The sequence below is a fragment of the Peribacillus sp. FSL E2-0218 genome, assembly GCF_037992945.1.
GTDB lineage: Bacteria > Bacillota > Bacilli > Bacillales > DSM-1321 > Peribacillus > Peribacillus simplex_B.
Genome location: NZ_CP150304.1, coordinates 893,650 through 919,482 on the forward strand (window position 1 = coordinate 893,650; position 25,833 = coordinate 919,482).

At 40.3% G+C, this 25,833-nt stretch carries 27 protein-coding genes; 20 read left to right on the forward strand and 7 right to left on the reverse strand.

The annotated features are described in order from the left end of the window. Positions 1–105: 105 nt before the first annotated feature. Entirely contained in the window at positions 106–948 is an 843-nt protein-coding gene (locus MHI53_RS04320) for an alpha/beta hydrolase (protein ID WP_340372848.1), read from the reverse strand. Positions 949–1,188: 240 nt separating this feature from the next. On the opposite strand from MHI53_RS04320, the gene MHI53_RS04325 reads away from it, so the two are divergent. The 6 genes from MHI53_RS04325 to MHI53_RS04350 all read left to right on the forward strand — a co-directional run bounded on the left by MHI53_RS04325 (position 1,189) and on the right by MHI53_RS04350 (position 5,235). Further along, positions 1,189–2,247 carry an alkene reductase gene (locus MHI53_RS04325; RefSeq protein ID WP_340372849.1) on the forward strand — a complete coding sequence of 353 codons (1,059 nt, stop codon included), beginning with the start codon at positions 1,189–1,191 and terminating at the stop codon, positions 2,245–2,247. Between the two features lie 150 nt (positions 2,248–2,397). Beyond that, complete coding sequence (locus MHI53_RS04330; protein ID WP_340372850.1) at positions 2,398–2,928, forward strand: topology modulation protein; 531 nt, start codon at positions 2,398–2,400, stop codon at positions 2,926–2,928. Positions 2,929–2,961: 33 nt separating this feature from the next. Continuing rightward, the gene (locus MHI53_RS04335; protein WP_340372851.1) at positions 2,962–3,267 is read left to right on the forward strand and encodes an NIPSNAP family protein; all 306 of its coding nucleotides are present in this window, start codon (positions 2,962–2,964) and stop codon (positions 3,265–3,267) included. A gap of 199 nt (positions 3,268–3,466) precedes the next feature. After that, the gene (locus tag MHI53_RS04340; protein WP_061140198.1) at positions 3,467–3,883 is read left to right on the forward strand and encodes a BlaI/MecI/CopY family transcriptional regulator; all 417 of its coding nucleotides are present in this window, start codon (positions 3,467–3,469) and stop codon (positions 3,881–3,883) included. Beyond that, positions 3,883–4,734, forward strand: a complete 852-nt coding sequence (locus MHI53_RS04345; protein ID WP_340372852.1) for a M56 family metallopeptidase — start codon at positions 3,883–3,885, stop codon at positions 4,732–4,734. Before MHI53_RS04340 ends, MHI53_RS04345 begins: the two co-directional genes overlap by 1 nt. Positions 4,735–4,806: 72 nt before the next feature. Continuing rightward, complete coding sequence (locus MHI53_RS04350) at positions 4,807–5,235, forward strand: DoxX family protein (protein ID WP_340372853.1); 429 nt, start codon at positions 4,807–4,809, stop codon at positions 5,233–5,235. A 121-nt stretch (positions 5,236–5,356) separates the two neighbouring features. Here the strand turns inward: MHI53_RS04350 and MHI53_RS04355 are convergent, their stop codons facing one another. After that, positions 5,357–5,566 carry a hypothetical protein gene (locus MHI53_RS04355; RefSeq protein WP_100532763.1) on the reverse strand — a complete coding sequence of 70 codons (210 nt, stop codon included), beginning with the start codon at positions 5,564–5,566 and terminating at the stop codon, positions 5,357–5,359. A 174-nt stretch (positions 5,567–5,740) separates the two neighbouring features. Here MHI53_RS04355 and MHI53_RS04360 point away from each other — a divergent pair, with 174 nt between their 5' ends. The 8 genes from MHI53_RS04360 (at position 5,741) to MHI53_RS04395 (ending at position 15,310) form a co-directional block, all read left to right on the forward strand. Continuing rightward, entirely contained in the window at positions 5,741–6,259 is a 519-nt protein-coding gene (locus tag MHI53_RS04360) for a histidine phosphatase family protein (RefSeq protein WP_340372854.1), read from the forward strand. A 67-nt stretch (positions 6,260–6,326) separates the two neighbouring features. Beyond that, positions 6,327–6,944 (forward strand): NUDIX hydrolase, encoded by a 618-nt coding sequence (locus tag MHI53_RS04365; protein ID WP_340372855.1) that lies wholly within the window; start codon positions 6,327–6,329, stop codon positions 6,942–6,944. A gap of 313 nt (positions 6,945–7,257) precedes the next feature. After that, positions 7,258–7,494: a hypothetical protein gene (locus MHI53_RS04370; RefSeq protein WP_340372856.1), complete on the forward strand. Its 237-nt coding sequence runs from the start codon at positions 7,258–7,260 to the stop codon at positions 7,492–7,494. Between the two features lie 529 nt (positions 7,495–8,023). Next, positions 8,024–9,529 (forward strand): malate:quinone oxidoreductase, encoded by a 1,506-nt coding sequence (locus tag MHI53_RS04375; RefSeq protein WP_340372857.1) that lies wholly within the window; start codon positions 8,024–8,026, stop codon positions 9,527–9,529. 122 nt (positions 9,530–9,651) lie between these two features. Then, on the forward strand, positions 9,652–10,380 hold the full coding sequence (locus MHI53_RS04380) for a PadR family transcriptional regulator (protein ID WP_340372858.1): 729 nt from the start codon (positions 9,652–9,654) through the stop codon (positions 10,378–10,380). Between the two features lie 3 nt (positions 10,381–10,383). Beyond that, complete coding sequence (locus MHI53_RS04385) at positions 10,384–11,649, forward strand: MFS transporter (protein WP_340372859.1); 1,266 nt, start codon at positions 10,384–10,386, stop codon at positions 11,647–11,649. Between the two features lie 350 nt (positions 11,650–11,999). After that, a complete protein-coding gene (gene abc-f / locus MHI53_RS04390) occupies positions 12,000–13,631 on the forward strand; it encodes an ABC-F type ribosomal protection protein (protein WP_340372860.1) in 1,632 nt (543 codons plus the stop codon). Between the two features lie 320 nt (positions 13,632–13,951). Continuing rightward, positions 13,952–15,310 (forward strand): IS1182 family transposase, encoded by a 1,359-nt coding sequence (locus MHI53_RS04395; RefSeq protein ID WP_340371729.1) that lies wholly within the window; start codon positions 13,952–13,954, stop codon positions 15,308–15,310. Between the two features lie 149 nt (positions 15,311–15,459). Here MHI53_RS04395 and MHI53_RS04400 read toward each other — a convergent pair whose 3' ends face one another. Together MHI53_RS04400 and MHI53_RS04405 are read right to left on the reverse strand one after the other, a co-directional pair. Next, the gene (locus tag MHI53_RS04400) at positions 15,460–16,374 is read right to left on the reverse strand and encodes an iron-hydroxamate ABC transporter substrate-binding protein (RefSeq protein ID WP_340372861.1); all 915 of its coding nucleotides are present in this window, start codon (positions 16,372–16,374) and stop codon (positions 15,460–15,462) included. A 693-nt stretch (positions 16,375–17,067) separates the two neighbouring features. Beyond that, positions 17,068–17,940, reverse strand: a complete 873-nt coding sequence (locus MHI53_RS04405) for a LysR family transcriptional regulator (protein WP_061140209.1) — start codon at positions 17,938–17,940, stop codon at positions 17,068–17,070. 152 nt (positions 17,941–18,092) lie between these two features. On the opposite strand from MHI53_RS04405, the gene MHI53_RS04410 reads away from it, so the two are divergent. Next, positions 18,093–19,220 (forward strand): AbrB family transcriptional regulator, encoded by a 1,128-nt coding sequence (locus MHI53_RS04410; RefSeq protein ID WP_340372862.1) that lies wholly within the window; start codon positions 18,093–18,095, stop codon positions 19,218–19,220. Between the two features lie 69 nt (positions 19,221–19,289). Then, positions 19,290–19,805, forward strand: a complete 516-nt coding sequence (gene yyaC, locus MHI53_RS04415) for a spore protease YyaC (protein ID WP_340372863.1) — start codon at positions 19,290–19,292, stop codon at positions 19,803–19,805. A gap of 86 nt (positions 19,806–19,891) precedes the next feature. Here yyaC and MHI53_RS04420 read toward each other — a convergent pair whose 3' ends face one another. Together MHI53_RS04420 and MHI53_RS04425 are read right to left on the reverse strand one after the other, a co-directional pair. Further along, positions 19,892–21,202: a citrate:proton symporter gene (locus MHI53_RS04420; RefSeq protein WP_061140211.1), complete on the reverse strand. Its 1,311-nt coding sequence runs from the start codon at positions 21,200–21,202 to the stop codon at positions 19,892–19,894. 223 nt (positions 21,203–21,425) lie between these two features. Then, a complete protein-coding gene (locus MHI53_RS04425) occupies positions 21,426–22,289 on the reverse strand; it encodes a LysR family transcriptional regulator (RefSeq protein WP_100532692.1) in 864 nt (287 codons plus the stop codon). A gap of 142 nt (positions 22,290–22,431) precedes the next feature. Here MHI53_RS04425 and MHI53_RS04430 point away from each other — a divergent pair, with 142 nt between their 5' ends. Together MHI53_RS04430 and MHI53_RS04435 are read left to right on the forward strand one after the other, a co-directional pair. Then, on the forward strand, positions 22,432–23,559 hold the full coding sequence (locus MHI53_RS04430; protein WP_061140213.1) for a PrpF domain-containing protein: 1,128 nt from the start codon (positions 22,432–22,434) through the stop codon (positions 23,557–23,559). 555 nt (positions 23,560–24,114) lie between these two features. Further along, on the forward strand, positions 24,115–24,303 hold the full coding sequence (locus tag MHI53_RS04435) for a hypothetical protein (RefSeq protein ID WP_061140214.1): 189 nt from the start codon (positions 24,115–24,117) through the stop codon (positions 24,301–24,303). 93 nt (positions 24,304–24,396) lie between these two features. Here the strand turns inward: MHI53_RS04435 and MHI53_RS04440 are convergent, their stop codons facing one another. Next, a complete protein-coding gene (locus MHI53_RS04440; protein WP_340372864.1) occupies positions 24,397–24,567 on the reverse strand; it encodes a hypothetical protein in 171 nt (56 codons plus the stop codon). 422 nt (positions 24,568–24,989) lie between these two features. On the opposite strand from MHI53_RS04440, the gene MHI53_RS04445 reads away from it, so the two are divergent. After that, on the forward strand, positions 24,990–25,535 hold the full coding sequence (locus tag MHI53_RS04445) for a TetR/AcrR family transcriptional regulator (protein WP_340372865.1): 546 nt from the start codon (positions 24,990–24,992) through the stop codon (positions 25,533–25,535). Positions 25,536–25,575: 40 nt separating this feature from the next. Next, positions 25,576–25,809 carry a hypothetical protein gene (locus tag MHI53_RS04450; RefSeq protein ID WP_340372866.1) on the forward strand — a complete coding sequence of 78 codons (234 nt, stop codon included), beginning with the start codon at positions 25,576–25,578 and terminating at the stop codon, positions 25,807–25,809. Positions 25,810–25,833: the final 24 nt, after the last annotated feature.

Genomic DNA, 25,833 nt, shown 5'->3' on the forward strand with positions numbered 1-25,833 from the left:
GCTGCCCTTTCTGCAATGTGGGTCTTCCGCGGAAACAAGGTCCAGGGGAGATCCCTGATAAGTGAGCTCCCGCTTTATGGACTCAAAATAATCTGGGACTTTGAATCATTTCATTCTCCTAAAGTCCGATATCATGGCGATAAACCTATCATTTTCTTCGAGATAAGGAAAGTGGTTGCTTTCTTCAAAAATATAAAGTTTCGAATTCTTCAATCGGGCATCGATGTCTTCAGAGAAAATGGGAGGGCATTGTGCATCATGCCGGCCACAATAAACGATAGCAGGAATACCAACCTCAGTTAGTTCGTCTTGTATATCAAAATGAGGCAAGTCATTAAAGGAAAAGTAATCTAACCTCTTTTGAACTATCTTTCCGCTGGAAGGTTTTTGGAAATATTGTTCTCGGTTCCCTTTATTGTATAGTGACAGATCCGTCCATTCTCTTCTGGCGGCTCTTTTTTTATCGATCGTTTGTGCGGAAGATGCCAAAATAGAGAATATCTCTTTCCACCTCTCATTAAGCGGACTGCTTGGGCTGTAGATACTTCCTTCATGCTCCAAATATTTGTTTGTAGCGGTCGCTCCTCCAACCATTACCTTGGAGAGGGAATCAGGAAAGCTGGTTGCATAGACCAAACCGAGCATGCCCCCAGTTGAATGCCCAGCAAAACCCCATTGCTCCAAATCCAATGCTTCCCTAATTCCTTCTAAATCCCTTACAGATTCTTTCATGCTCATTTCTGTTTCCATCGCCGGTTTGGTAGAGCTTCCTGCCCCCTTCAAATTCACAAGATACACTTCGAAATCATCTACAAATGCATCAGCAAAATAGTAACCAAGATCATTGAATTCGCTATATAAATGAGTGATGCAAACTGGTTCACCTTCGCCTTGAACAAATACCTCGAACTTACCGCGTGCCGTTTCAATCATTCGACGCTTCCACATTTAATACCCTCCTTATGAACTTTCAAATTTCATGATTTGGACAATATCAACGATGACAAACATCTCTTGCTTATGCCGGAATAAATGTATTTCATTGATCCTTACTCCCATATTTTATCAAATGTGCGGAAACTAGAGTGAATTATTTGAATATTAAGCCCTTTTCGGATAATCTTACACAATGAAAGGTACTTGTAGCAGCTATTATTAAAAACAAAGCGCTTAACAGGAGGAATTCAAATGAATCAATTACTGACCAAAATTTTTGAGCCTGTAACGATTGGTGCTTGGAGTTTAAGAACAAGAACAGCGATGGCTCCCATGACACGGTCGTTTGCCGAAAACGAAACGGGTGTTGTGAATGACCTAATCGTAGAATATTACAGAAAGCGCGCCCAAGATGGCATCGGGCTCATCATTACAGAAGGTGTAGTGATATCACCAAGGGCAAAGGGAAATCCTGGTGTTCCTGGGCTGTATACGCAAGAGCAAATCGATGGATGGAAAAAGGTGACGGAAGCTGTGCACGCTGAAGGCGGAACGATCATTGCGCAAATTTGGCATGTCGGCCGTGCAAGCCACCATGAAATTGCTGGAGGGCTTCCTCCGCAGGCCCCATCGCCCATCGCTGCCGAAGGAAAAGTTTCACGATTCGGAAAGCCATTCGATGTACCTGAGGAAATGACTGAAAATGATATTGCACAAGTAGTGAACCAATACAAACAAGCGGCAAGAAATGCAATCGAAGCTGGCTTTGACGGCGTTGAGATCCATGGTGCGCATGGCTATTTAATCGACCAGTTTAATTCCGACACGTCCAATAAAAGAACCGACCGGTATGGCGGTGATTTAAAAGAGCGCCTGACTTTCATGAAGGAAGTGCTGAATGCAATCATCGATGAAGTAGGAGCGGACCGGACCCTTATCCGTTTTTCCGCTTTTAAAATAGATCAGCCAACATATATGTGGGAAGATCCAGAGGAAGCAATAAAAATATTTATTAAAGCATTTAAAGAAACGGGAGTCAAAATGATTCATCCGTCCACGATGGAATTCACCAAACCGATTGCCAAAGGAGCGACTTTGCATGAATTGGTGCGCAGACACTGGGATGGAGTGATAGTGGGTGTCGGTGGATTTGATCCTAAAACAGCGGAAGCCGCTTTGGAAAGAGGAATCATCGATGTTGCGGCAATAGGCCGTCCGCTCATCGCCAACCCTGATTACCTGACAAAGATCAAGCAGGATGAAGAACTTGTTGAGTACGAAGCAAAGCAACATTTAGCTCAATTGGTCTAATAGAAAAATAGGAACGGAGCAGGCGTTTCATAAGTGCCCCTTTCCATTTGCGATTCTCCATTTCAGGGGAATCGCCTTTTCTGATGTGACTGAAGGGTAAGCAATATTGCTTATCCCGCTAATGATTTCAACATGCAAGGGAGGCAGGAAATGGAACGGATCATGATAATGGGTGTATCCGCGGGTGTCGGTAAATCCACTTTTGCAAGAAGGCTTGGGGACATGTTGGATATGGATGTCCATCATTTGGATACATTTTACTGGAGACCTGATTGGGTCGAGGCTCCGCTAGAGGATTTCTTAGCTGCCCAGCAGGAAGTATTGACTCAAGATCAGTGGATCATGGAAGGCAACTATAGTCATTCCATCGATTTACGCTTGAAGCATGCCGACACGATTTTTTATTTAGAACTCCCCCTACACGTGTGCCTGTATCGTGTTTTAAAGCGCCGCTTGATCAATAGTGGAAAAACAAGACCTGATATGTGTGAAGGGTGTGAAGAAAAACTGGACTGGCCGTTCCTTAAATTCATCATTACAACCTACCATTCTCGCAAGAAAAGCATGAAAAACAGATTTGCTGAGATTCGAAGGAATGAGCCTGACAAGGTCATCGTCATCTTGGACAGCAAGCAAAAAATTGAAGGATATTTTTTAAATGGAAGGAATGAGCAAACATGATAGGGAAATAGGTATAGAAAGGAGGAATGGACATTGGTTACATGCTATCTGAAATACGTGATCGACGCATACAAAGCAACTGAGTTCGAAGAGTACGGTAAGATGTGGATCCGCTTGGTGAATAAACTAGGCGGTTCACATCAAGGTTATTTCCTTCCGCATGAGGGTGCCAATAATATTGCTTATGCATTATTCACTTTTCCGAGTCTAGCGGCCTATGAAGAATACCGGGTAAAAATGGGCTTGGATGCAGAGTGTCAAGCGGCATTTAAATACGCAGAGGAAACGAAGTGCATCATTAGCTATGAGAGAAGCTTCATGCGCCCTGTATTCGAATGAGCCATGAATAAGTTTTCACTTCAATAACGGGGGCTGCCGCCGCAGCCTTTTTTTGCTGATTTATCGTTCGATCTTTATATATTCGTTCAAGTTGGATAGCTCATTCGGAATATGGTTTGGAAGCCGTTCCAAAAAATCTTACAAGTGAAACTTGATTCCATCAAATTTTTCCACTACAATTTGTAGTGGAGGGTAAAAGATGGATATTAAAAATTTTAAATATGACGAAGTTGGCCTGAATCGTTTTTTCGGACCATTGGAAGCGAGTATAATGGAATGTTTATGGCAGAAGAATGAGCTTAGTATTAAAGCGGTCCAGCAGTGCTTGGAGAAAGACAAGCCCCTCAATTTCAATACTGTGATGACAGTCATGAACCGGCTGGTTGAAAAAGGGGTTCTTGAAAAGAGGTCTGAAGGAAGGCTTTCATTATTTCATCCTGTGCAGTCAAAGGAAGAGTTTTTAGAAGAGCAGTCAAAGAAGCTGACCGAAAATTTACTTGATGAATTTGGAGGGGCGGTCATAAGCCATATGCTTGATGCCATGGAAGACGCCGATCCAAGTCTAATTGAAAAATTGGAACGGAAGATTCAATCTTTAAAAAAGGGTAAATTATGATGTGGAAGAAAAAGTCTTACTTCGTCGTAAGCCTGAGCCTTTTAATCGCCTGTGCAGTTTGGAGCCAAATGGGCGCGTTTTTGGTGCATATCCTTTTTGGGGTGAATATTAAAGCAAATTTCTTTAAATTTTGCTTTAGTCTATTCAAGGAAGGGACAGTATACTATTTTGCTGTCATCACCTTGCTCAATATTGTAATTGCCCACAGTGTTTTGAACACGATATTCAAAATTGCAGAGCAGTTTCTCCTATCGAGGAAGCTTATACAAAAGCTATCCGTCGCCAAAAACGATGAAAAGACAACGTCGATGAATGAGAAATTCAAACACGTCAACAACAAAATCTTAGTGGTGAACACAGATGAACCTCTTGCCTTTACGGTTGGATTCAGACATCCGTTCATTGTTTTCAGTACCGGTTTATTGGCATTATTGGACGTTGACGAGCTAGAAGCGGTGGTGGAACACGAATCCTTTCACCAAAAATATTATCACCCATTAGTAATCTTTATCCTGCAGTTGATTTCTCAAGCATTATGGTTCGTCCCACTGACAAAATGGTGTTATAAGAATTACAAAATAATGAGTGAATTATTAGCTGATGAACATGCGATAAATAAAATGGGGACAGAATTAAGCATAAGTGCAGCATTGTTGAAGTTAATCAAATATTGCTGCGCTGATAATACCGCTCCTGTCCGTGTTCACTTTTCCAATGAAGCAGTCAATTATCGGCTCATGCAACTAGTCGATCCGCATGAAACCATTCCATTGAGGGCTGATTTCACTACGATTTTTGTATCTATATATGTTTTGCTTATACTGTTGGGTATGACGATAGTGATTGTCTGATGACTTTCACTTGATTTTTTTGGATTATTACACTACACTTCGTAGTGTAAATTGAGATAAAGGAGATGTCACATGAATAAACAAGAAATCGGTACGTTTTTATTAAGAGTAATGCTGGGTGCTACTTTTTTTATGCATGGTCTGTCAAAATTCCAAGGTGGATTGGATAACATCTCAGGATGGTTTCAAAGTATCGGCATTCCGGGATTTATGGCTTATGTAGTTGCTACAATTGAATTGGCTGGGGGGTTAGCTTTAATTGCAGGGCTTGGCACAAGAGTAATCTCTGTTCTCCTTGTTTTCATCATGGCGGGTGCAATTATTTATGTGAAACTTCCGGCAGGTTTTATGGGGAATGAGGAAGGGGCGGGATTCGAAATGGACCTTGTCCTCATGGTGATTGCCCTTCACTTAGTCTTGAATGGAAGCCGATTGATGTCATTGGACTCTAAATTACCTACCTATAAAAAAGGACAAGATTCTAAATCCATTGCTAGTTAAAGATATGCCATAGAAAGAGAACGTGGAGTGTATATAGAGAAGCAGGAGTTGTGCATAGGATCATCATCCAAAGAGGATGATGATCCTATGCACACCTTTTTTTTATGGGATCAAAAAAATATCAATTCCATTGCATTTTTTTAAGATATTTCGGCGCCTTCTTGATTCCTTCCGTTCCGATGAAACTGCCAATGCTCGCGATCAATACGCTGGATGAAATGAACTTGACTGTGAAATAAATTCCGGTCCCAACAATCAGGTCCAGTAGGAAAAACCTTTTTATTGTTGAGCCAGTTATTACATAAAAGACGATTTGACTATCCTTCCCCATATCCAGCAATGTCACATCCTACTCTTTTTCTAAAAGGTATGACAAAGAGAGTTTGTCCTATTCACCTGCATTCCTGATGTTTTAGTGAATTGCAATTTTATTTTTATGCAGGTTTTATTGATGGTAAATCGAATGATTAAAAGGGATGGATTAAACAAAAAATGAGGTGTAAGCTTGCAGCTATTATTAATTAGACATGGTGAGTCAGAAGACGATTTCCTTGAAGAAGATCATCAAGGAACGACAGATTTACCCTTAACCTCCAATGGAATTGAACAAGTGAAAAAAATGTGCAGACGCGTATCTGTTGAGTTTCCACCCGATTTCGTATGGTCAAGTACCTTGCTTCGTGCTAGTGAGACTGCAGAAATGTTATCCGATACCATTAAATGTCCGGTGTCATTTCTGGACGATTTAAGAGAAAGGCAAGAGGCGGAGAGTGAAGTTGATTTCACAATGCGGGCTCAACGTGTCTTATCCGTTATTAAAGAGAACCGTGCAAACTATAAAAGGATTGCTGTCATTTCCCACGGAGGAATGATAACAAACTTGATTGCAAGGTTTCTGCAAGTACCACACGAAATGAATGATATATGGTTCGTTTCCAATAATACAGGCATACATCTTCTTGAATATACGGAACATCCATATAAGCTTATAAGGTTTATAAACAGTACCAGTCATCTGGATTAATGGAACCGCCAGTTGAGATGCATGGGGGTACCTTTAGTGATTGATTAATAATTGGCGGTGATGACGGATGGAACCGAAATGGCTTGAATGGGCGAAACAGCTTCAATCGATTGCCCAGGCGGGATTAGCGTATTCAAAAGATGTTTATGATTTGGAGAGATTCGAAGCATTAAGAAATATAAGCATTGAAATATTGTCGCAGCAAACGGAATTGGATATGGCCGTAATAAAGGATCTGTTCGCAAACGAAACGGGTTATGCAACTCCAAAAGTGGACATCAGGGCTGCGGTCTTCAAGGATAATAAAATATTAATGGTAAGGGAAAAAACCGATGATCGTTGGGCATTACCGGGTGGTTGGGCTGATATCGGGTATACTCCGGGTGAAGTCGCAGTTAAGGAAGTGAAAGAAGAATCAGGATTTGATGTAAAAGCCGTTAGGCTGCTGGGGGTCCTTGATAAGAAGTGCCATCCGCATCCGCCCTCTCCTTATCACGTTTATAAAATATTCATTCAATGTGAAGTGATTGGCGGTCAGCCACGGGAGGGTGTGGAAACAAGCGCAGTCGGTTTTTTTGCTGAAAATGCACTACCGGTGTTATCCATAGAGCGGAATACACAAGCACAAATCGATATGGCTTTTAAGAGTGTAAGGAAACCAGATCGACCCATCTACTTTGATTAAACCGCATTGTATTTGTTTTTAAGAAAGGAATCATTTTGGCGTAATTGGGAAGTGAAGGATTAATGGGGAAACGTGTCGGGAGTGGCAGCAACGAAACCAAATATAGCGGCGGAGAAGGAAGAAATACTTTTTACTATGCAGAAAAGGGGTTTAGAGGATCGATATGTCGCGGGCCTTTCAAAACAGCATTGTTCGAACGTTCGAACTTGAACTGGAAAAATCTTGTTAATTATACCTTCTGACGTAAATCCCCTGAAAATGATAGTAGAATCATGATTGACAAGGTGAGGCCGCAGAAAAGTGGCTACTATACTTGAGCGCAGTTGATGATGAAGAACCGGCAGAGCTTATAAAAAAAGGCTCCAATATGTTCCGTTTACAAGAGGTGAAATTTAGCCTTTTGGTGGAATATGGAACGACGGTGTATCCCTGGATATATCACACGGACAACCTCAATTTCATAGCACATTGGATAGGATGTCACAAAAGGATTGGAAATTGGTTTGCTGTGTTAGTATTAATAAAGGGCCGCCAGATGGTGGCCTTTTGAATGTGCGATTGTATCCGTTTTCTTAAATAAAAATGTTATAATAGTAATCAGATTCATGGATTTATGAATCGAACACGTATGTTGATACAAAGAAAGCTCGCGTAACGGGTACAAATCAAGCGAAGGAAACTCGAGGAGCAACTGAAATGTATCAGGATTTGGCTAGATCGGTTCCATCGAGAAAGTTTAAAATTGGTGCATAATGGTAATATATATTAAGGTAAGGAAACCGATTGAAAGAAAATGCATTTCAATAAGATCTTTCACGGACTGGCGGCGCTTGAGTTTTAGGGAGTGCGGCAATGTGTAAGGCAGTTTTTTCTTGCTTAAATTCATTACCTCATCAAACTAAATTTTAGCAATATAGTAATAGTAGTTATTTTATTCTATTAACAATTGTATTACACTATTATAGGGGTATAATTGAGACAGAAAAGGTGTGTGACTAAGTCACGCCTTGACTTGGTGTGACGCCTATGCAGGAGCGCCTACATCCTTTCTGCAAAAATAGGGAGTGAGGAAGGTTAAAATGAGCAACAGAGAAACTAAAACAGACGTCATCTTAATTGGCGCCGGAATCATGAGTGCCACTTTGGGGACACTTCTGAAAGAATTAGTACCGGCATGGGATATCAAAGTGTTTGAGAAGCTTGAAAGCGCGGGAGAGGAAAGCTCTAACGAGTGGAACAATGCGGGAACGGGGCACGCAGCCCTGTGTGAGCTAAACTACACAACTGAAAGACCGGACGGATCTATAGATATTAGCAAAGCCATTAAAATCAATGAACAATTTCAGCTTTCAACCCAGTTTTGGTCGTATCTTGTTAACCGGAAGCTGATAAAAAATCCAGAGGACTTTATCATGCCATTGCCACATATGAGTATGGTACAAGGAGATAAAGATATAACGTTCTTAAAGAAACGTTTTGAAGCATTATCAAACAATCCATTGTTCAAAGGAATGGAATTTTCCGAAGACCCAGCAAAGCTGATGGAATGGATTCCGCTTATCATGCAAGATCGTCAATCGAAAGAAGCGATAGCGGCAACGAAGATCGACACTGGAACGGATGTCAACTTTGGCGCTTTGACGAATATGCTGTTCGATCACTTAAAGACGAAAAACGTCGATATCAAATATAAACATAGTGTGGATAATATGAAACGGACTGACGATGGCTCATGGGAATTAAAAGTGCGTAATGTCGATAACGGCAACGTCGAACACCATACGGCCAAGTTCGTCTTTATCGGCGGCGGGGGCGGAAGCCTGCATTTACTGCAAAAATCCGGCATTCCTGAAGGAAAACACATCGGCGGATTCCCGGTAAGCGGCATTTTCATGGTTTGCAATAATCCAGAAGTTGTTGCACAGCATAATGCAAAAGTTTACGGAAAAGCTAAGGTCGGTGCTCCGCCAATGTCTGTTCCGCATCTGGATACACGCTTTATCGACAATAAAAAATCGTTGCTATTTGGACCATTTGCCGGCTTCTCTCCGAAGTTCCTAAAAACAGGTTCCATGCTCGATTTAGTCACATCGGTTAAACCAAATAATCTTTTAACCATGCTGGCAGCAGGCGCAAAAGAAATGTCATTGACAAAATACCTGATCCAGCAAGTCATGTTATCGAAAGAACAGCGCATGGAAGAGTTAAAAGAATTCATTCCGAATGCCAAAAGCGAGGATTGGGATTTAGTGGTCGCTGGACAACGTGTGCAGGTCATCAAAGACACTGCTGAAGGCGGCAAAGGGACGCTTCAATTCGGTACGGAGGTCGTTAGTGCCGCTGATGGATCGATTGCAGCATTATTGGGAGCTTCTCCAGGTGCTTCCACTGCCGTGCACGTCATGCTTGAGGTATTCAAAAAATGCTTCCCGCAACATATCGAAGAGTGGGAGCCAAAACTAAAAGAAATGATTCCTTCTTATGGAATGTCACTTATGGATAATCCAGAGCTTCTGAATGAGGTTCATTCTTCAACAGCCGAGGCGCTTGGACTAAGCAAAAAAAAAGAATTAGCTTATAGTTAATTTTTGGAAATAAATACCGGAACCTTCAATCGTAAGTGGATTGAAGGTTCTTTTTTTGCATTAACGTCATTTCCAGAAATAGTTGATTATTAGTAAAAGCCTTACATGGATGATGAAGTGACTTGAGTAAACAAGGCAGGGATATACAAGCGAATTGGTTGAAATATTTTATTATACGGTTGATTATCTCTCTAAATAGACATATCATATTGATATATCATGGTTATATGAGGAAAGGGTGGGTTGAGTTGTCAATTGAGCAATCGATTCTTGCTGTATTAAGCTTTTGGCCCAGCACAGGATACAATATTAAAGCAGAATTTGAGCATAAAGCTGCCGGCCTATACTGGGGAATGAGTTATGGGAGTATTTATCCGAAATTAAAGAAGTTAGAAGAAGAAGGGCTTGTTCATCCCATTGAACAAGAAGAAGGGGGACGAAAAAAGAAACTTTATGAACTTACCGCAAAAGGGTGGCAGGAGTTTGAAAACTGGCTGCAGCTCCCGCCTGCCTATCCCATTATAAGAGATGAATTGTTAATGAAGATGTCCACTTGGCATGAAGATATGGAAAGCTCAATATTAATCAGTCATCTCCTAAAAAGAAAAGAGAAGACCGAAGATTTGCTTGGATTTGTAAAAGATTGGCCCACTAATGGTATTTCTTACATCAGTGATGTTGGCATGTTGTCCATTCGCTATTCTGAATTACGGCTTGAGGCTGAGTTAAAGTGGATAGAAGAATCCATACATGCATTGGAAAATAATCACCTTCCAAAAGGTCAGGATCCAAATGGAAACACTGAAAAACTGCTAGCAAGACGAAGAGGCCAAAGCGTAAAGGGGAAGTAACATATGAAAGCTGGGGTATTTGAGCCTTTGAAATTTCGTCCATTTCGATCATTATTCGGAGCTCAGCTATTTTCGGATCTGGGTAACTGGCTTGATTTTATTGCTTTACAAGTCATTGTTGCTTATCATTGGGGGCTGGATGAAACAGCCATCGCCGCAGTGATCATTACATTGGGGCTTCCTTGGGTCATAATAGGTCCCTTTGCAAGTGTATTTGTCGATCGCCTACCCAAAAAGCAAATGATGATCATTTGTTTGTTTTTAAGAATCACGTTTGTCGGAGGGATGTTTCTTGCCCCTAACCTTTCTATGCTTTTAATATTTGTATTCTTGAAAGGAACGGTCTCGGCCATTTACGATCCTGCGAGACAAAGTGTGATTAGGTTTACGGTACCTGACGACTTTCTTCCTGAGGCGGTAACACTTAGCCAGCTTTCCGTTAATTCGATGAAAATCATTGGTCCTGCATTAGGGGGAGGCCTCATATTTTTGTTTGGAACAAAAAGTCCATTTTTATTTGAAGCTGCAGGTTTTTTCATCGCCATTTTGTTTTTATTAACTCTTCCCAACATGGATGAAAAAGAACATCTTGCTGAAAATAAAAAAAGGGATGACGGACATTATTGGAAAGAACTATTGGAGGGCATTAAGCACATTTCACATACCCCAATATTAAAAAGCTCAGTTATCCTCTCCTCTGTAGCATTTTTTATCATTTTCCTGTACGACGGACTGTTTGTATTTATTGCGCAAAATCTAGGTTTCACGAAAGGGAATTTTGGATTGCTGATCAGTGCTGTAGGTTTAGGAAGTGTGGCAGGCTCTTTATTAATGGGCAGCTGGACTCATTGGAAAAGAAAACCGATTCATTTGATGTCAATTGCATTTCTTTTTAGCGGATCATTAATCATCATAATGGGCCTTGGTGGTATGGAAATTGTACAGCTTCCCGTTTTAGCCTGGGTGATTGGCGCATTCTTCCTTGGTTTCATGGGTTCAGGTGAGTCTGTCCCCTATGGATTTATTTTACAATCGGAGACACCTAAGCAAATGATGGGAAGAGTCTCAGCTGCGTCCACCTCAGTACAAACCTTCTCCATGCTTATTGCCCCTGCTTTGGGATCACTTCTCGCCAAGTGGCTCGGAGTTTCTTTTGTCTTGATGGGAGCAGGAGGGGCAACCTGCTTATTGGGAGCTTTTGTCCTCATCTTTATCGTGAGAAGAATCAGCGTTCAAAAAGAAATTCGCGAAGAACGATTCCAGGCTTAAAACGTTTTTTTATGGTGCAATCAGTTTGGGAGTCCCGCCGATTCATAAAAAAGGCGAATTCCCTGTCATTGGTTCATTGCGATATTTGTTCATAAGTGTTAAAATTTAATTAACTATAAATGGAAAGGGATGATGGGTGGACGATGGATAACTAATCTTATTTTTAGATTTTGAAATGTAATATTTCGAATGATAATAATATAGGATTAGTCTGCCCATTTTTCCATCATCTCTTGAGCTATTTAGAGCTGTAAAGCGAGATAGCTTATTTCAGTGCGGTAAATGAGACTAATCCTTCCAAAATAATTGGGAGGATTTTTTTATTCTCCCTACAAAAAGGGTGGATTCGAATGAAAGAATTAATGCAATTACAAAATATATGTTTTGAAATAAAGGATCATACGATTTTTGAAAAGGTGAATGTGACGGTGCAGCAAGGTGATATCATTGGCATCATCGGAAAAAACGGTGCTGGAAAAACCACCTTGCTGCGGTTGCTGAACAATGACGATTCACCGACTGAAGGCCAAATTAAACAAATCGTGAACGATCTTAAAGTCACCATGGTTGAACAAGAAACCGAGTCGCATTCCTTTGACGCCGTCATTCCTAAGGAAGGGGAATTATTGGAAAAGTGGCATGTTCCAAATGTTGACTTCAAAACGTTAAGCGGCGGAGAAAAATTGAAAGCGCGACTTGCAAGAGGATTCGCACAAGATGCAGACCTATTATTATTGGATGAACCGACAAATCATCTTGATGAACAGAGCTTAGATCTCCTCACAAAACAGTTAAAAGCTTTAAAAGGTACGGTTATTCTTGTATCACATGATCGTTATTTTTTGGATGCTGTTGCAACAAAAATCTGGTCCATCGAAAATAAAACGCTCATCAGTCACAAAGGGAATTATTCCAGTTATATGAAATTCCGTGAACAGAAAAGGCAAACACAGCAACGAGAATATGACAAACAGCAAAAAATGGTTGAGCGCATTGAAGGTCAAATGAATGAGCTCACAAATTGGTCTAAAAAAGCGCACGCACAATCGACAAAAAAGGAATTCCCCAAAGAATTCTATCGTGTAAAGGCCAAGCGGATGGATGCACAAGTAAAGTCGAAACAAAAAAGGCTTGAAAAAGAACTTGAAAAGATTAAAATCGAACCCCTTGAATCAGAATATACCGTTCGCTTCTCAATGACTGCAAATAAAAAAGTGGGAAAACGCTTTTTGGAAGTGAAAAGTTTAACGAAATCATTTGATGGGCGAACTCTTTTTAAAGCCTCCAACTTTACGATCCAGCATGGAGATAAGGTTTCGATTTCTGGCGCGAATGGCAGCGGGAAAACGACTTTTTTGAAATTGATCGTTGGGCAGGAAAAGGCAGCAGGGGACATATGGATTTCACCATCAGCAAACATTGGTTATTTAACACAAGAGGTTTTCGACTTGCCGCTTGCTCAAACACCTGAACAATTATTTCATAAAGAAACATTTGAAGAGAGGGGACACGTTCAAAATTTAATGAAGCATTTAGGATTCATGGCTTCTCAATGGACAGAGCCCATTATGAATATGAGCATGGGGGAACGTGTGAAGTGTAAGCTAATGAAATATATTCTGGAAGAGAAGGATGTCCTTATCTTGGATGAACCAACGAATCATCTTGACTTAGCTTCACGTGAACAGCTTGAAGAAACGTTAGCACAATACAATGGTACGCTATTGGTCGTATCGCATGATCGCTATTTCCTGGAAAAAACCACAACTTCAAAAATCATCATTGAAAATAATGAAATGCACAAACAATTGAATGAAGTGGCGCCGCAACAAGATAATAAGGAAGAAATGCGCCTGCAGCTTGAAACGGAAAGGCAGGAAGTTTTAGGGAAGCTAAGTTTCATGACACCAAACAATAAAGACTATGCCGAACTTGACCTCCGGTTCAAAGAGCTTACGAAACAAATAAAAGAGCTATCGTAACGAAAACAAAAATAAAGAAGGAATTCTTTTAATAAGAATTCCTTCTTTCAGACTGTAGACAAACTCGATGAAAATCGAGTTTGTCTATTTTTATGGCCTGTACAATTTAGACGTTGATTTCCACTCCAGGCACTCGCTTTCCGCGGGCGGTCGGGGAGCCTCCTCGGCTTTGCCTGCGGGGTCTCCCCTAGACGCGCTTTTCCCGCAGGAGTCTCGTACCTTCCGTTCCAATCAACTTTGTCTTACCTTTTAGATAGAACACTTTTGACTGGAGTCATTTTTGTTTTAAAATTGAAGTATTAAAACTTGAGGTGATGAGGATGCTTTCTAAACATGATTCTATTCAGCGAGATCAACTTGAAATGATTACTTTAGATCAACTGGTGCCACCGAACCATTTGGTTCGTAAAATGGAGGCTGCCATTGACTTCACTTTCATTTATGACTTGGTGAAAGATATGTACTCAGAGGTAGGACGCCCAAGTATTGATCCAGTTATTTTAGTTAAACTGACTTTCATTCAATATACCTTCGGTATTCGTTCCATGCGTAAAACGATTGAAGAAGTTGAAACCAATATGGCTTACCGTTGGTTCTTAGGCTATGGTTTCCATGATAAAGTACCTCATTTCTCTACGTTCGGAAAAAATTATGAGCGACGCTTTAAAGATACAGACCTGTTTGAACAGATTTTCTGTCGCATTTTAATGACAGCTGCTAATAAAAAGTTAATAAGTGTAGAACACGTTTTCGTGGATTCCACCCATGTGAAAGCCAGTGCGAATAAACGGAAATTTGAAAAGAAAATCGTTCGTAAAGAAACACGAGCGTATCAAGGACGTCTTCAAGAAGAAATCAATCAAGATCGTGAAAACCATGGAAAGAAGCCTTTTCCACCAGATAAATTTGATAAGGAAGAAACCAAAGCAATTAAAGAAAGTACTACGGATCCTGAGAGTGGCTACTATGTGAAAGATGAACGAACAAAACAGTTTGCCTATTCATTCCATGCGGCCGCAGACGGCAACGGTTTTGTATTGGGAACGATTGTAACACCTGGTAATACACATGACAGTCATATTTTGGAGCCACTTGTTGAGCAAGTGATTGAGAAAGTTGGAAAACCAGAAGCAGTTGCCGCAGATGCAGCTTATAAAACACCAGCGATTACAAGCTACCTATTTAACAAAGAAATCACACCTGCTTTACCCTATACACGTCCTCGTACAAAAGAAGGATTCTTTCGCAAACATGACTATGTTTACGATGAACACTTTGATTGTTACCTTTGCCCTTCGGGAGAAACTTTAAAGTACTCAACAACAAATAAAGAGGGCTATCGCGAGTACAAATCGCCCAAACAAATTTGTGCAACATGCTCATTTTTATCACGGTGTACGGAAAGCAAAGACCATCAAAAAGTAGTGACACGGCATATCTGGCAAGCATATGTGGAAGAAGCAGATCATCTGCGTCATCATCAAGAGGTAAAACCTATATATGCGAAACGCAAAGAAACGATTGAGCGTGTATTCGCAGATGCAAAAGAAAAGCATGGTATGCGTTGGACTACTTTAAGGGGACTTAAAAAATTGTCGATGCAGGCGATGCTTACTTTCGCTGCCATGAATGTAAAGAAGATGGCCACTTGGACATGGCAAGGTCCTAAAATGGCTTAACATAGTGGCTCGAAGAGCCCAAATCTCGTAACCTTTGGTCAAAATTTCAAAGGAATTTCAAAAGGGGTTCGGAATTTTTTAATTCCGAACCCCTTTTGTCTACAAACTGAAAGAAGGAATTCTTTTAATAAGAATTCCTTCTTTATATATTAGCTGTTAAGAAAAGATTTTTCGAAAAACTCTAGCAGGTGATCTAAAGTGATTGGATCACTGTAGGTCGACGCTTTACTATTGATTTCAAAGATATGACCGTTTTTGACTGCAGGTATGTTTTTCCATGTTTCGGTGCCCACAAATGAATTTTCAACATCAGGGTTTTTACTGAAAATGATATAATCTCCGGTATACTCAGGAAGCACCTCGGATGACAGGGTATAAACGCCTGGTTTAAGTGCTTTTTCTTTTACTTTTTCAGGCATTTTCAAATTCATTGCTTGATACAATATTTCCGTTCCGCGTGCAAAATTATTTCCAAACACATAGAATTCCTTAGCATCGTTTTCAATGACAGATACGGTTGCATCTTCACCGATTTTTGCGCGGATCTTTTCTCCGGCAGAATTTGCACGCTCTTTGAAATCATTAACCCAATCTTTGGCTTCCTTTTCTTTGTTTAAGAGTTTTCCGATTTCGACTTGCTGTGATAAATAATCCAATTTTCCCCACGTGAATACGACAGTAGGGGCAATTTCATTAAGTTTTTTGATGTTTTTCATTTCCGATCCAGCTATGATAAGGTCTGGTTCAAGTTCAATGATCTTCTCCAGGTTATCCTCTGATACGACTTCGACTCCCTTTAGCTTATCTTTAAAAAGGGGGTTCATATTCGTCCATTGATCAATCCCGACGATATTTCCATCTAAAGCCAGAACATTAGGGCCATTGGAAAGAGCGATTATTCTTTTTGGATTAGCAGGAATCTTGACAGGGCCTGTCTCTGATTGATATGTAACCGTTTTCGATTTAGACTTGTCTTCTTTATTTTCGTTCGCTTTCTCGTTGTTCCCACAAGCGCTGAGAATAAGTACGAACAACAGTAAGAATGGGATGAAAAGCTTTTTCATATTGATTTTCTCCTTGCTGGTTTTAGTATAGGTAAAAACTTACAAATAATTGTGAAAAATAATGATAGTCATTTTCAAAGACTACTTCAAATATTAATAGGAATGATAATCATTGTCAATAACAATTATTAGATTGCTAAACTATTTGAAGTAAGGGCTCTTAAGCAGGTTCATCCGTAGCTTCATGAAGGGCAGGTTATTGCTTGGATTAGCTATTAACCTAGAAAGGAGTGTACCTTCAGAAAGTCCATCTTACGAAAAAATGAAAGTTACTAACAGGTGCTGCTTTCTTCAATGATGGACTTGCTGGGGCAGTTTTTAATTTATGAAGAGTGTGTCTTCATTAAAAAGGCATAGTGTAATAAAGTATTCCTTGTTACTCGTTTGATCATTTGTTCATTCTCTATTTTTTTAAAAAATCCTTTATAGATTACTTGGCATTTTTTTATTTTGTTTTCTTTTAAGGAATTCATGATGCCGATCTTTTGTACGGTCAAGTAAAGCTGCATTCAATTTCTTCAAAATGAGAAATTGGATATAGCAGCTAAGCCAATGAACCAAGTGATGTCTGCTCCATCAAAGATCTTGGCTATCGGCCCTACATAGAACGATTAAGGGATGTAAGGAAAGCGATGAGGCAGTGCAGTTTGTCTTGCCATCTTTCCCGTTTATATCGATATTTTGCAGCATGGATTATGAAATGGTTTGCAAGTCAATCCCGTCTATGAATTCAACGAACGCTTTTACAATATTCAACTCCAAAGATTGTTCATGGTAATACATCCAGGTCTTTCGGATGATCTTTTCCCCAGTTTTTGTTTTGATGTCAATTTTGTGGATATCATCCAGATCATTCAATATCATGGTAGGCATGATTGCGTATCCTAGCCCATTCGCAACCATTTTTTTGCATGTATCAGCTTTGTCGACGTTGATGCTGACTAGCGGAGGTTGGGAATAGTTTTCTGCCCACCAATTATCCACATCATTCTTAAGCAATGGATCAGTCTGGTAATCGATTCTTGGCAAGGTGGGAAGGAGGCGGATATCAATTGCTTCTTTAGAAGCGATGCAAATACTTTCTTCAAAGAGCAATTTCTTTTGGTCATTCCATCTGTGATCTCCTTTTACAAAGGCGATATGAACCTCTTGATTATGCATCAAGTGGGTAATTCGGCTGCTCAATCCCGTTGTTACCTTGAATTCGATATCAGGATACTGAGCTTTAAAAAGCTTTAATAGCCCTGGAAGTTTATAATCCGTAAAGAAAGTCGAAACGCCTAATCTCAATACTCCCGAAACCTGATCCTCCATATTCAAAACCGTTTCTTTTATCCTTTGGATATGCCATAACATCTCCTGAGCGCTTTTTACCAAATACTCTCCCTGCGGCGTAAATTGAATGCCGCGGCGGCCTCTGTTGACGATCCGAACTCCAAAATGCTTTTCCATCGCTTTCAATCGATTCGTTAAAGCAGGCTGTGAAAGATATAATACTCTAGCTGCGTTTGTTATATTTTTCTCATTATAAAGAGTTTGGAGAACGATCCAGTCCCTTTCATCCATAAAATTCTCCCCCAATGAATTAGAAATAACTTTTGGTTATGGTTAAATATAATAATTCAATATTATATTTATTTCTACGATTATACTATATTTGTAATGTGAATTGGATTTAGCGGTGTAATCTTTATTAGGGATGAAAGAAGGCTGTTTATATGAAATGGAATACTTTTGTTTTAAATGCTTGGTTTATAGCCTTAAGTAGCATGGGGGGATTTTTGCTCTCGTTGACAGGCCTCTCCATTGGCTGGATGATTGGTACGTTTCTGGCGGCAGCCTTATTATCATTTTTAAGGCCATCATTATTGAATCATGCTGAAAAGAAAAGGGGAGTTCCTAAATACTGGCTGTTAATAGGGCAGTGCATTTTAGGAATTGAACTTGGCCAGAAAATAAATTTGTCGTTTTTACATATTTTCAGGGAGCATTGGATGACCATTATCCTCATGCTTCTTATATCTATCATTTTTTCTTTACTTTCTGGTTTTATCCTATGGAAATATAGCAAAACGGATATGCTGACTAGTTTTTTTGGAACGGCTCCAGGCGGATTGTCCGCCATGCCAGGCATTGCGGAAGAAGTAGGGGCAAATACTGCCGTCGTCAGCATCATTCAAACCATGCGTGTTTTCTTGGTTATCCTCATTATTCCGCTCATTGTCTCTTCATGGCCCGGCAGTCATGCCGATCAGGTCGTCTATCCCACCCAGACTGCCGCACCTTTTGAAATGGGAAAGCTGCTTTGGACAATGCTATTAATAGTGGTTGCATGCAGCGGGCATCAATTGGCCAAGTATCTTAAATTTCCTGCCCCCTGGTTAATCGGGAGCATGGTCGGAGTAGCCATCTTTCAATCATCGGCGTCATTTTATATGGGGCATGATATCGTTTCATGGTGGCCGCATGCAGTGATGATCGTATCACAAGTGTTCATTGCATCCAGTATTGGCGGACGATTCCAAAGAGACATGTTCATAGGGTTGAAGCGGACGATAATCGTGGCTTTATTAAGTACGATAGGTCTTATTTTTTCGATGATCATGTGTGCTTTTATCGTTTCAAAAGTAACGGGAATCGCTCTTATTACCACTGTTCTTGCATTCGCTCCTGGCGGCATTGCTGAAATGACAACCACATCGATCCTGATGGGTGCAGATTCTACATTCATCATCGCGGTGCAAGTACTCCGAATTATAATCGTCTGCATTATATTGCCGCCATTCTTCCGGCTATTGAATCATTGGGGTCAGGCAAAAAATATATACTCCCAAACATCTGCTTAATTCTGCATACATTTGCTTTCATTTATCCGTATAATTGTAGAGAATCACGATAAAAAGGAGCAGAGGTCTGTGGAACTTCACAATGGAAAATTAGATAGATTGGCATTAAATATGAAAGAGATAATTCGGAATTCCGGTTATCCATACGAGAATATCATCTTTCTCTGCATAGGTTCCGACCGTTCCATAGGAGATTCTTTAGGCCCATTAGTAGGAACGATGCTTAAAGAACATCAAGTGCCGTATCGTGTTTATGGCACTTTGGAAAAACCTGTACATGCATTTAATTTGGAGGAAACATTAAAAGAAATCAATAAAAAATTCAAAAAGCCACTTATTTTTAGTGTGGATGCCTGTTTAGGCGAGCAAAACCAAGTGGGGGATGTTTTCCTGAAAGAGGGACCGCTTGTACCTGGAAAAGCCTTGAAAAAGATTTTGCCGGAAGTGGGCGATTTTCATATCGTGGGGATGGTCAATTATATCGATCCGTTGCCAACGATGCAATTTTTAAATGATACCCGTCTATACACGGTCATGAATTTGGCGAAAAGAATCGTGAACATAATCATTGAAGCATCTAATTAGGATCCTATAATGTAGACGGGGCTGTCGCATGAATCTTTTCAAATGGGTTTTATGCGGCAGTCCCGTTTTCCTAGAAAGTTGGATGATTATGTGATAGCTCCCGTCAAAATAGCAACAATGATGAGAATTAATGAACAAATAAGGGCCCATTTAAATGCAAACCGCTGCAGTTCACCGATATCCGTTTTTACCATACCTACTATTAGAAGCGTCGAAGCAACGAGCGGACTTAAAAAATGTATCGGCTGGCCCAGTACGGAAGCCCGGGCAACTTCCAATGGATTCACTCCATATGCAGCACCTGCTTCAGCAAGGATGGGGAGAACCCCAAAGTAATAAGCATCATTGGATAAGACGAATGTAAAGGGCATGCTGGTCAAGGCAACGACCAAAGGGAAAAATGAGCCTAAAGAATCTGGAATGATGGCGACTAGTGAATTTGCGATCGCATTAACCATTTTAGTGCCTGAAAATATCCCCGTGAAAATCCCAGCCGCAAAGACCAATGTTACTACCGTTATGGCGTTGCCAGCATGGGCCATGACCCGTTCCCTTTGCTGCTCCAAATTAGGATAATTGATGATTGAAGCAAGAACAAAACCAATCAGGAATAAAACAGGTACCGGTATTAATCCCATTACCAGGACGACCATGACCGCAAGCGTTAAGATAAGGTTGATCCAAATTAATTTTGGCCGCTTTACATCATCAGGCATGACGGAAGTGACCGCTGCCTCATCAAGAGCTACTTTCATTCCTGGAGCGTAATGGATTTGAACGATGCCAAGCTTCTTACGCTCCTGTTTTCCAAGTACATAGGCAGTAAAAAGAATGGCAGCCATACCGGCCAGCATGGTTGGGATGATCGGAATGAAGAACTCATTTGCATGTAAACCTAAAGAGGCGATCGCTCTTGTGGCAGGGCCTCCCCAAGGCGTCATTCCACTCATGATACTTACGGAAAGCATGGATATCGTAGCAAGAATGAGGGGATTCATGCCAAGCCTCAAGTAAAGCGGCAGCATGGCAGAAACCGTAATCATATGCGTCGTGGTTCCATCACCGTCCAAAGCCACGGTCATGGCTATCACGGCAGTTCCTATTGCTATCTTCACTGGATCTCCCTTCACGATTTTCAACATCGATTTGATAAGCGGATCGAATAGGCCTGCATCAATAAGGATTCCGAAAAACAAGATGGCGAACAATAGTAAGGCAGCTGAAGGAGCAACAACTTTTAACCCTTCAAGCATCATATCCCCAAGTTTGGAACCAAAACCGCCAATGAGGGCAAAAATGATAGGGACAATCGTCAAGGCTGTAACCGGAGACAAACGTTTGGACATAATTAAGTAAGTGAAGATGACGACCATTGAAACACCAAGAAAAGTAAGTATGATATTCCCCTCCTATAAAGAAATCGCTTACAAAATGAATCAGCTACAAAAGGTAAACCAGTCTTATAGTTTCCAACTCTCATTCTTTTTTTAGAATATTACAAAATTTTAAATAAGTAAAATACATGATTTTTATTGTTTTTATAAAAAAAAACTTATAATCCAAAATCAAAAAATAAAAAGCACAATGAAAATGGGGAACCATTTTCATTGTGCCATATGTTCAGAGAGTGGCGTTTTTATTTAAAAAATCAATGAAGTTTTTAACGGAAGATAGCTTTAATGCTTCTTGGTTATACATTAACCATGTATTTCTTAATACAGGTTCTCCATTTTTATAGGATAATCCGTACGTATGCAAGTTATCGGCTGGCTGCATGCATATTTCCGGCAATATGGAAACGCCAAGATCGTTTTTAACCATCTCTTTGCACGTTTCCTGCCGATCCGTCTCCATGGTAACGAGCGGAGGTTCCGAGAATCTGTCGTGCCACCAGCCGTTAATTAAGTTTTTTAGCGAACTATCAGTTTTGTAATTGATGAACGGAAGTTCCGGAAGATTATCCAAATCGACCTGTTTTTTAGAAATTAAGCAAAGTCTTTCTTTATGCAGCAACGTTTTAATCCCATACCATTCATAATTCCCCCGTAAAATGCCCAATTGGACACTCGAAGAATCAAGAAGGTGCATAATTTCCGTACTCCATCCTGTATTGACATTAAATTGGACATGAGGAAATTGGGTAGAAAAACTTTTCAATAATTTTGGAAGCTTATATTGGGCGAAATTACTGGAAACCCCCAGCCGTAACGTGCCTCTTACCTCATTTTGCATATTCAACATATAATCTTTGGTTTGCTGCAGTTTTTTGACCATTTCCTCTGCATAACCAGCTAAATGTATCCCTTCGGAAGTGAATTCGATACCACCCTTGATTTTAAAGAAAATACTTGTTCCAAACTCTTTCTCCAAGTTTTTAAGTCGGTAGGTTAATGCAGGCTGAGAAATATATAAACGCTCTGCGGCACGAGTGATGCTTTTTTCTTCATAAAGCACCCTTATCGCTGTCCAATCTTTTTCGTCCATACTAAACACCTCTTTACTGATTATAAGATTTTTTTTTGTTTTTTTAAAAAAAATATGTATTTTACTTATAATTCAATTTATCATACTATACTTTCAAAGGAACTGGTAGTGCTGGAATACTATTTTAAAGGTGGTTAATGTAATGAAAATACCAGTAGTATTGATGCGTGGCGGTACAAGTAAAGGGGTCTTTTTCAATTATGAACATATGCCTTCCGATCCGTTACAGTGGGAAGCGTTTTTACTGGATGTAATGGGTAGTCCCGATCATAGACAGATTGATGGTCTTGGTGGAGCTAATTCATTGACTAGTAAAGCAGCGATCATCAAGAAGTCTGATTCATTGGATTATGATGTGGAGTACACATTCGCCCAGATAAGCATAGATAATCAGATGGTGGATTTTAAAGGGAATTGTGGGAATATATCATCCGGGGTAGGACCATACGCCATTGAGCAAGGATTAGTTCCGGCCATCGAACCTGTTACAACGGTAAGGATTTTTAATAAAAATACACAAAAATTGATTACAGCAGAAGTGGAAGTTGAAAATGGACAAGTGAAAACAGAGGGAGCCTGCTCCATTCCAGGCGTTCCTGGGACTGGGTCACCTGTATACCTGTCTTTTAATCGTGCAGAAGGGGCTGTAACCGGGAAGATTTTCCCTACAGGAAACCCAATTGACATGATCAAAACTAAAGACCGGTTGATCCCAGTTTCGATTATTGACGTCGCAAATCCCCTTGTTTTTGTAAGAGCTCATGATATCGGCTTGGTCGGAAGTGAATTGCCTGCGGACTTTTCACAGGAAAAACTAAATGAACTGGAAGAAATCCGCGCCATTGCAGCGGAAATGTGTCAATTTTCCGATAGGAAAACTGCAACGATTAAATCTCCTGCTGTGCCCAAAATGACCATCATTGCCCCTCCTATGAATTATATAGATGTAACAGGAACGGAAAGGAAAGCGGACGACATGGATTTGGTGATCAGGATGATGTCCATGCAAAAGCCTCATCAAGCGCTTGCCATTACAGGGGCTATCTGCACAACTGCCGGAGCGTACTTACAGGAAACGATCTTATCTGAAATGGTGAAAATTAGAAACGAGATTCTCCGATTGGCCCACCCCGCAGGTATAATGGAAACAAAGGTTGACTTCCTTGCAGGACATATCCGCGCCATTAAAGTTGTCCGCACAGCGAGGATCATCTTAGAAGGATACGTGTACACGAAAAGAAATTACGAACTTATTCACCAATTGGCATGAATCGTTAACTCAATAAACCCAAAACACATTTGCTAAGACGACGCATCGAGTGTCCATCGATCTGTTATGCTCGCAGGTTCTAACCAATCCGTACCCGCTAGTGTCATCACTAGCTTCTCCAATTTCGCTACGCCAAATTTTATGACCGTTAACCAAACATGGATTTATGCACGATAATCAGCTGATCATTCCCGTTATCTATCGATTCATACACCCTCTGAAAAACGTTTCGGTACAGCTTCAGGTATAGGATGGGTACTGTGTGGATCGGTTTTAAGTGGGCTGTATTTTTTCGGCACCGCCGAAGATAAGGAACGATCAGCTTGGTTGGTGACTTAAATGGCAGAAGGTACTGACCATAGGGAAGCATTTTTTTCAAGGAATTTATAAAATTTGAAGGAAATGTACAATCGATCGACTACGTCAAATGGGCTGTACACATACTGGAGAATGATTGTGCATCACAGTCATGAATGATTGTAGCTTCTTTTTGTGAACAAGATAGTATTTTTGAAGTTGAAGATTATTTTTCAAAGATCTATAAGAGAATTAGGTTTGCAGGAACCTTTACCCGAAGAATGTACAAATGATTATATGGAGATATTATTAACGAAAATTTCAAATGGTGAAGGAGATGTTCTTGAAATCGCTGATGAGATATATACCGTCGTCCGTGAACATTTCCCTAATGAAAGTTTATCAGTCTGGTATGATATTAGTGAAAAAATTCATGTCCTTCAATAGGGTGATAATATTGAAAGTTTAACTAAGGGTGCATTAATTACAACGATCGTGGAAGAAGCCAAAACACAATTAAAAAGCCATTGTAAATGAACGTTACCAGTTGTACCAAACGATTCCTCCTAAAATGAAGATGGGGATGCAAGCCATGAATATTCCATAAAAAGATAATTCAAATTCTTCGGGATTTCCACTAAAGGATCTAAGACCTGTTCTATCCATTGAAGGTCTTTTTAGGCTGTTTTTTTCCTCTTCTTTTTTGCTCATGAATCCCTCTCCCTTCCGACTAATATATTCCATTTTACAATTTACTACGAAAAAAATCACCTAATTCCTACATTCTCTGCTTGATGGTGCTTTGTTCATAAATAAATACATATTGATGCGATATTGCGCGTTTGTGTATAATTTGAAGTGGTGAAGCATGAGTTCATTGAAATTGTGGCAGAATATAAGGTTGTTTTTGGCTACTTTGTTGCGATTCAACAAGTAATGCGATGTGGTTGATTTCGCCTCCAATGGAAAGCTTTACAGAGGGCGGGCGGTTGCTTCCTCGGCATGAACGCCTGGTCAGTTTCACTTGTCCAGCTGCTCCCGCAGGAGTTTCGCAATCTCCTTCAATCAACCTGGAATTGCTTCGTTTTAAAACCAACAAAAGAACCTAATTTAAAGAAAGTTTGGTGACTTCAATGTCCACGGTGGATAGAAGAATACTCAAATCCCAACAAGCGATTAAAAAAGCTTTCATCGAACTGATGTCTGAAAAAAATTTCGACCAGATTACGATACAAGATATATCCGACAGGGCAAATGTAGGCAGAAGGACAATATATCATCATTATCTCGATAAGTTTGATTTACTGGATAAGCTCATTGAAGAACATATTAACGAACTAAGAAAACTGTGCCGATCAGCATCGGAAATGGATTTCATAGATGCGAATCTGATTTGGTTCGAATACTTTGAAAGAAATTTCTTATTCTTTTCGACGATGTTAAAGAGCAAGGGGGCTTCCGCTTTTCGGAGTCAGTTCCTGGAATTTGTCATGGAGGAATTAAGCGTTGATGTGAATATAAACGAAGGGGGAAATCAAGGATTAAGTAAAGAAGTCGTTCTTAGGTTCTTCGGATCCGCTGTAGTAGGCGTAGTCGAATCATATTTCAGGAAAGATATACCTGATCCGCCTCAAGTCGTCGCAGAACAATTGGGACTTTTATTGGACAGGAACCTATAATTGTCTCCATCATGAATGGGTCCCGATTGAGTGGGGAGTAATGGAAGCGAAAATTCAAAGGCTGTTGGCCGATTTGGAATCAATGAACAGGGAAGTCCGATATGAAGACTATACGAAGTTTGTCACGGCAAGACATACTTTGCAGTCCATTTGGAGAGCGGCTTGGCTGATACCTGGACAACTGGATATGTTAATCTTACTTTTCGCTTTTGCGTTGATTTTATATCCAATAAGCCTCGATCAGGGGAGGGCTCACTCTGTTAGGAAGCCATAAAATGAAAAGGGATCCAAAGGGGAT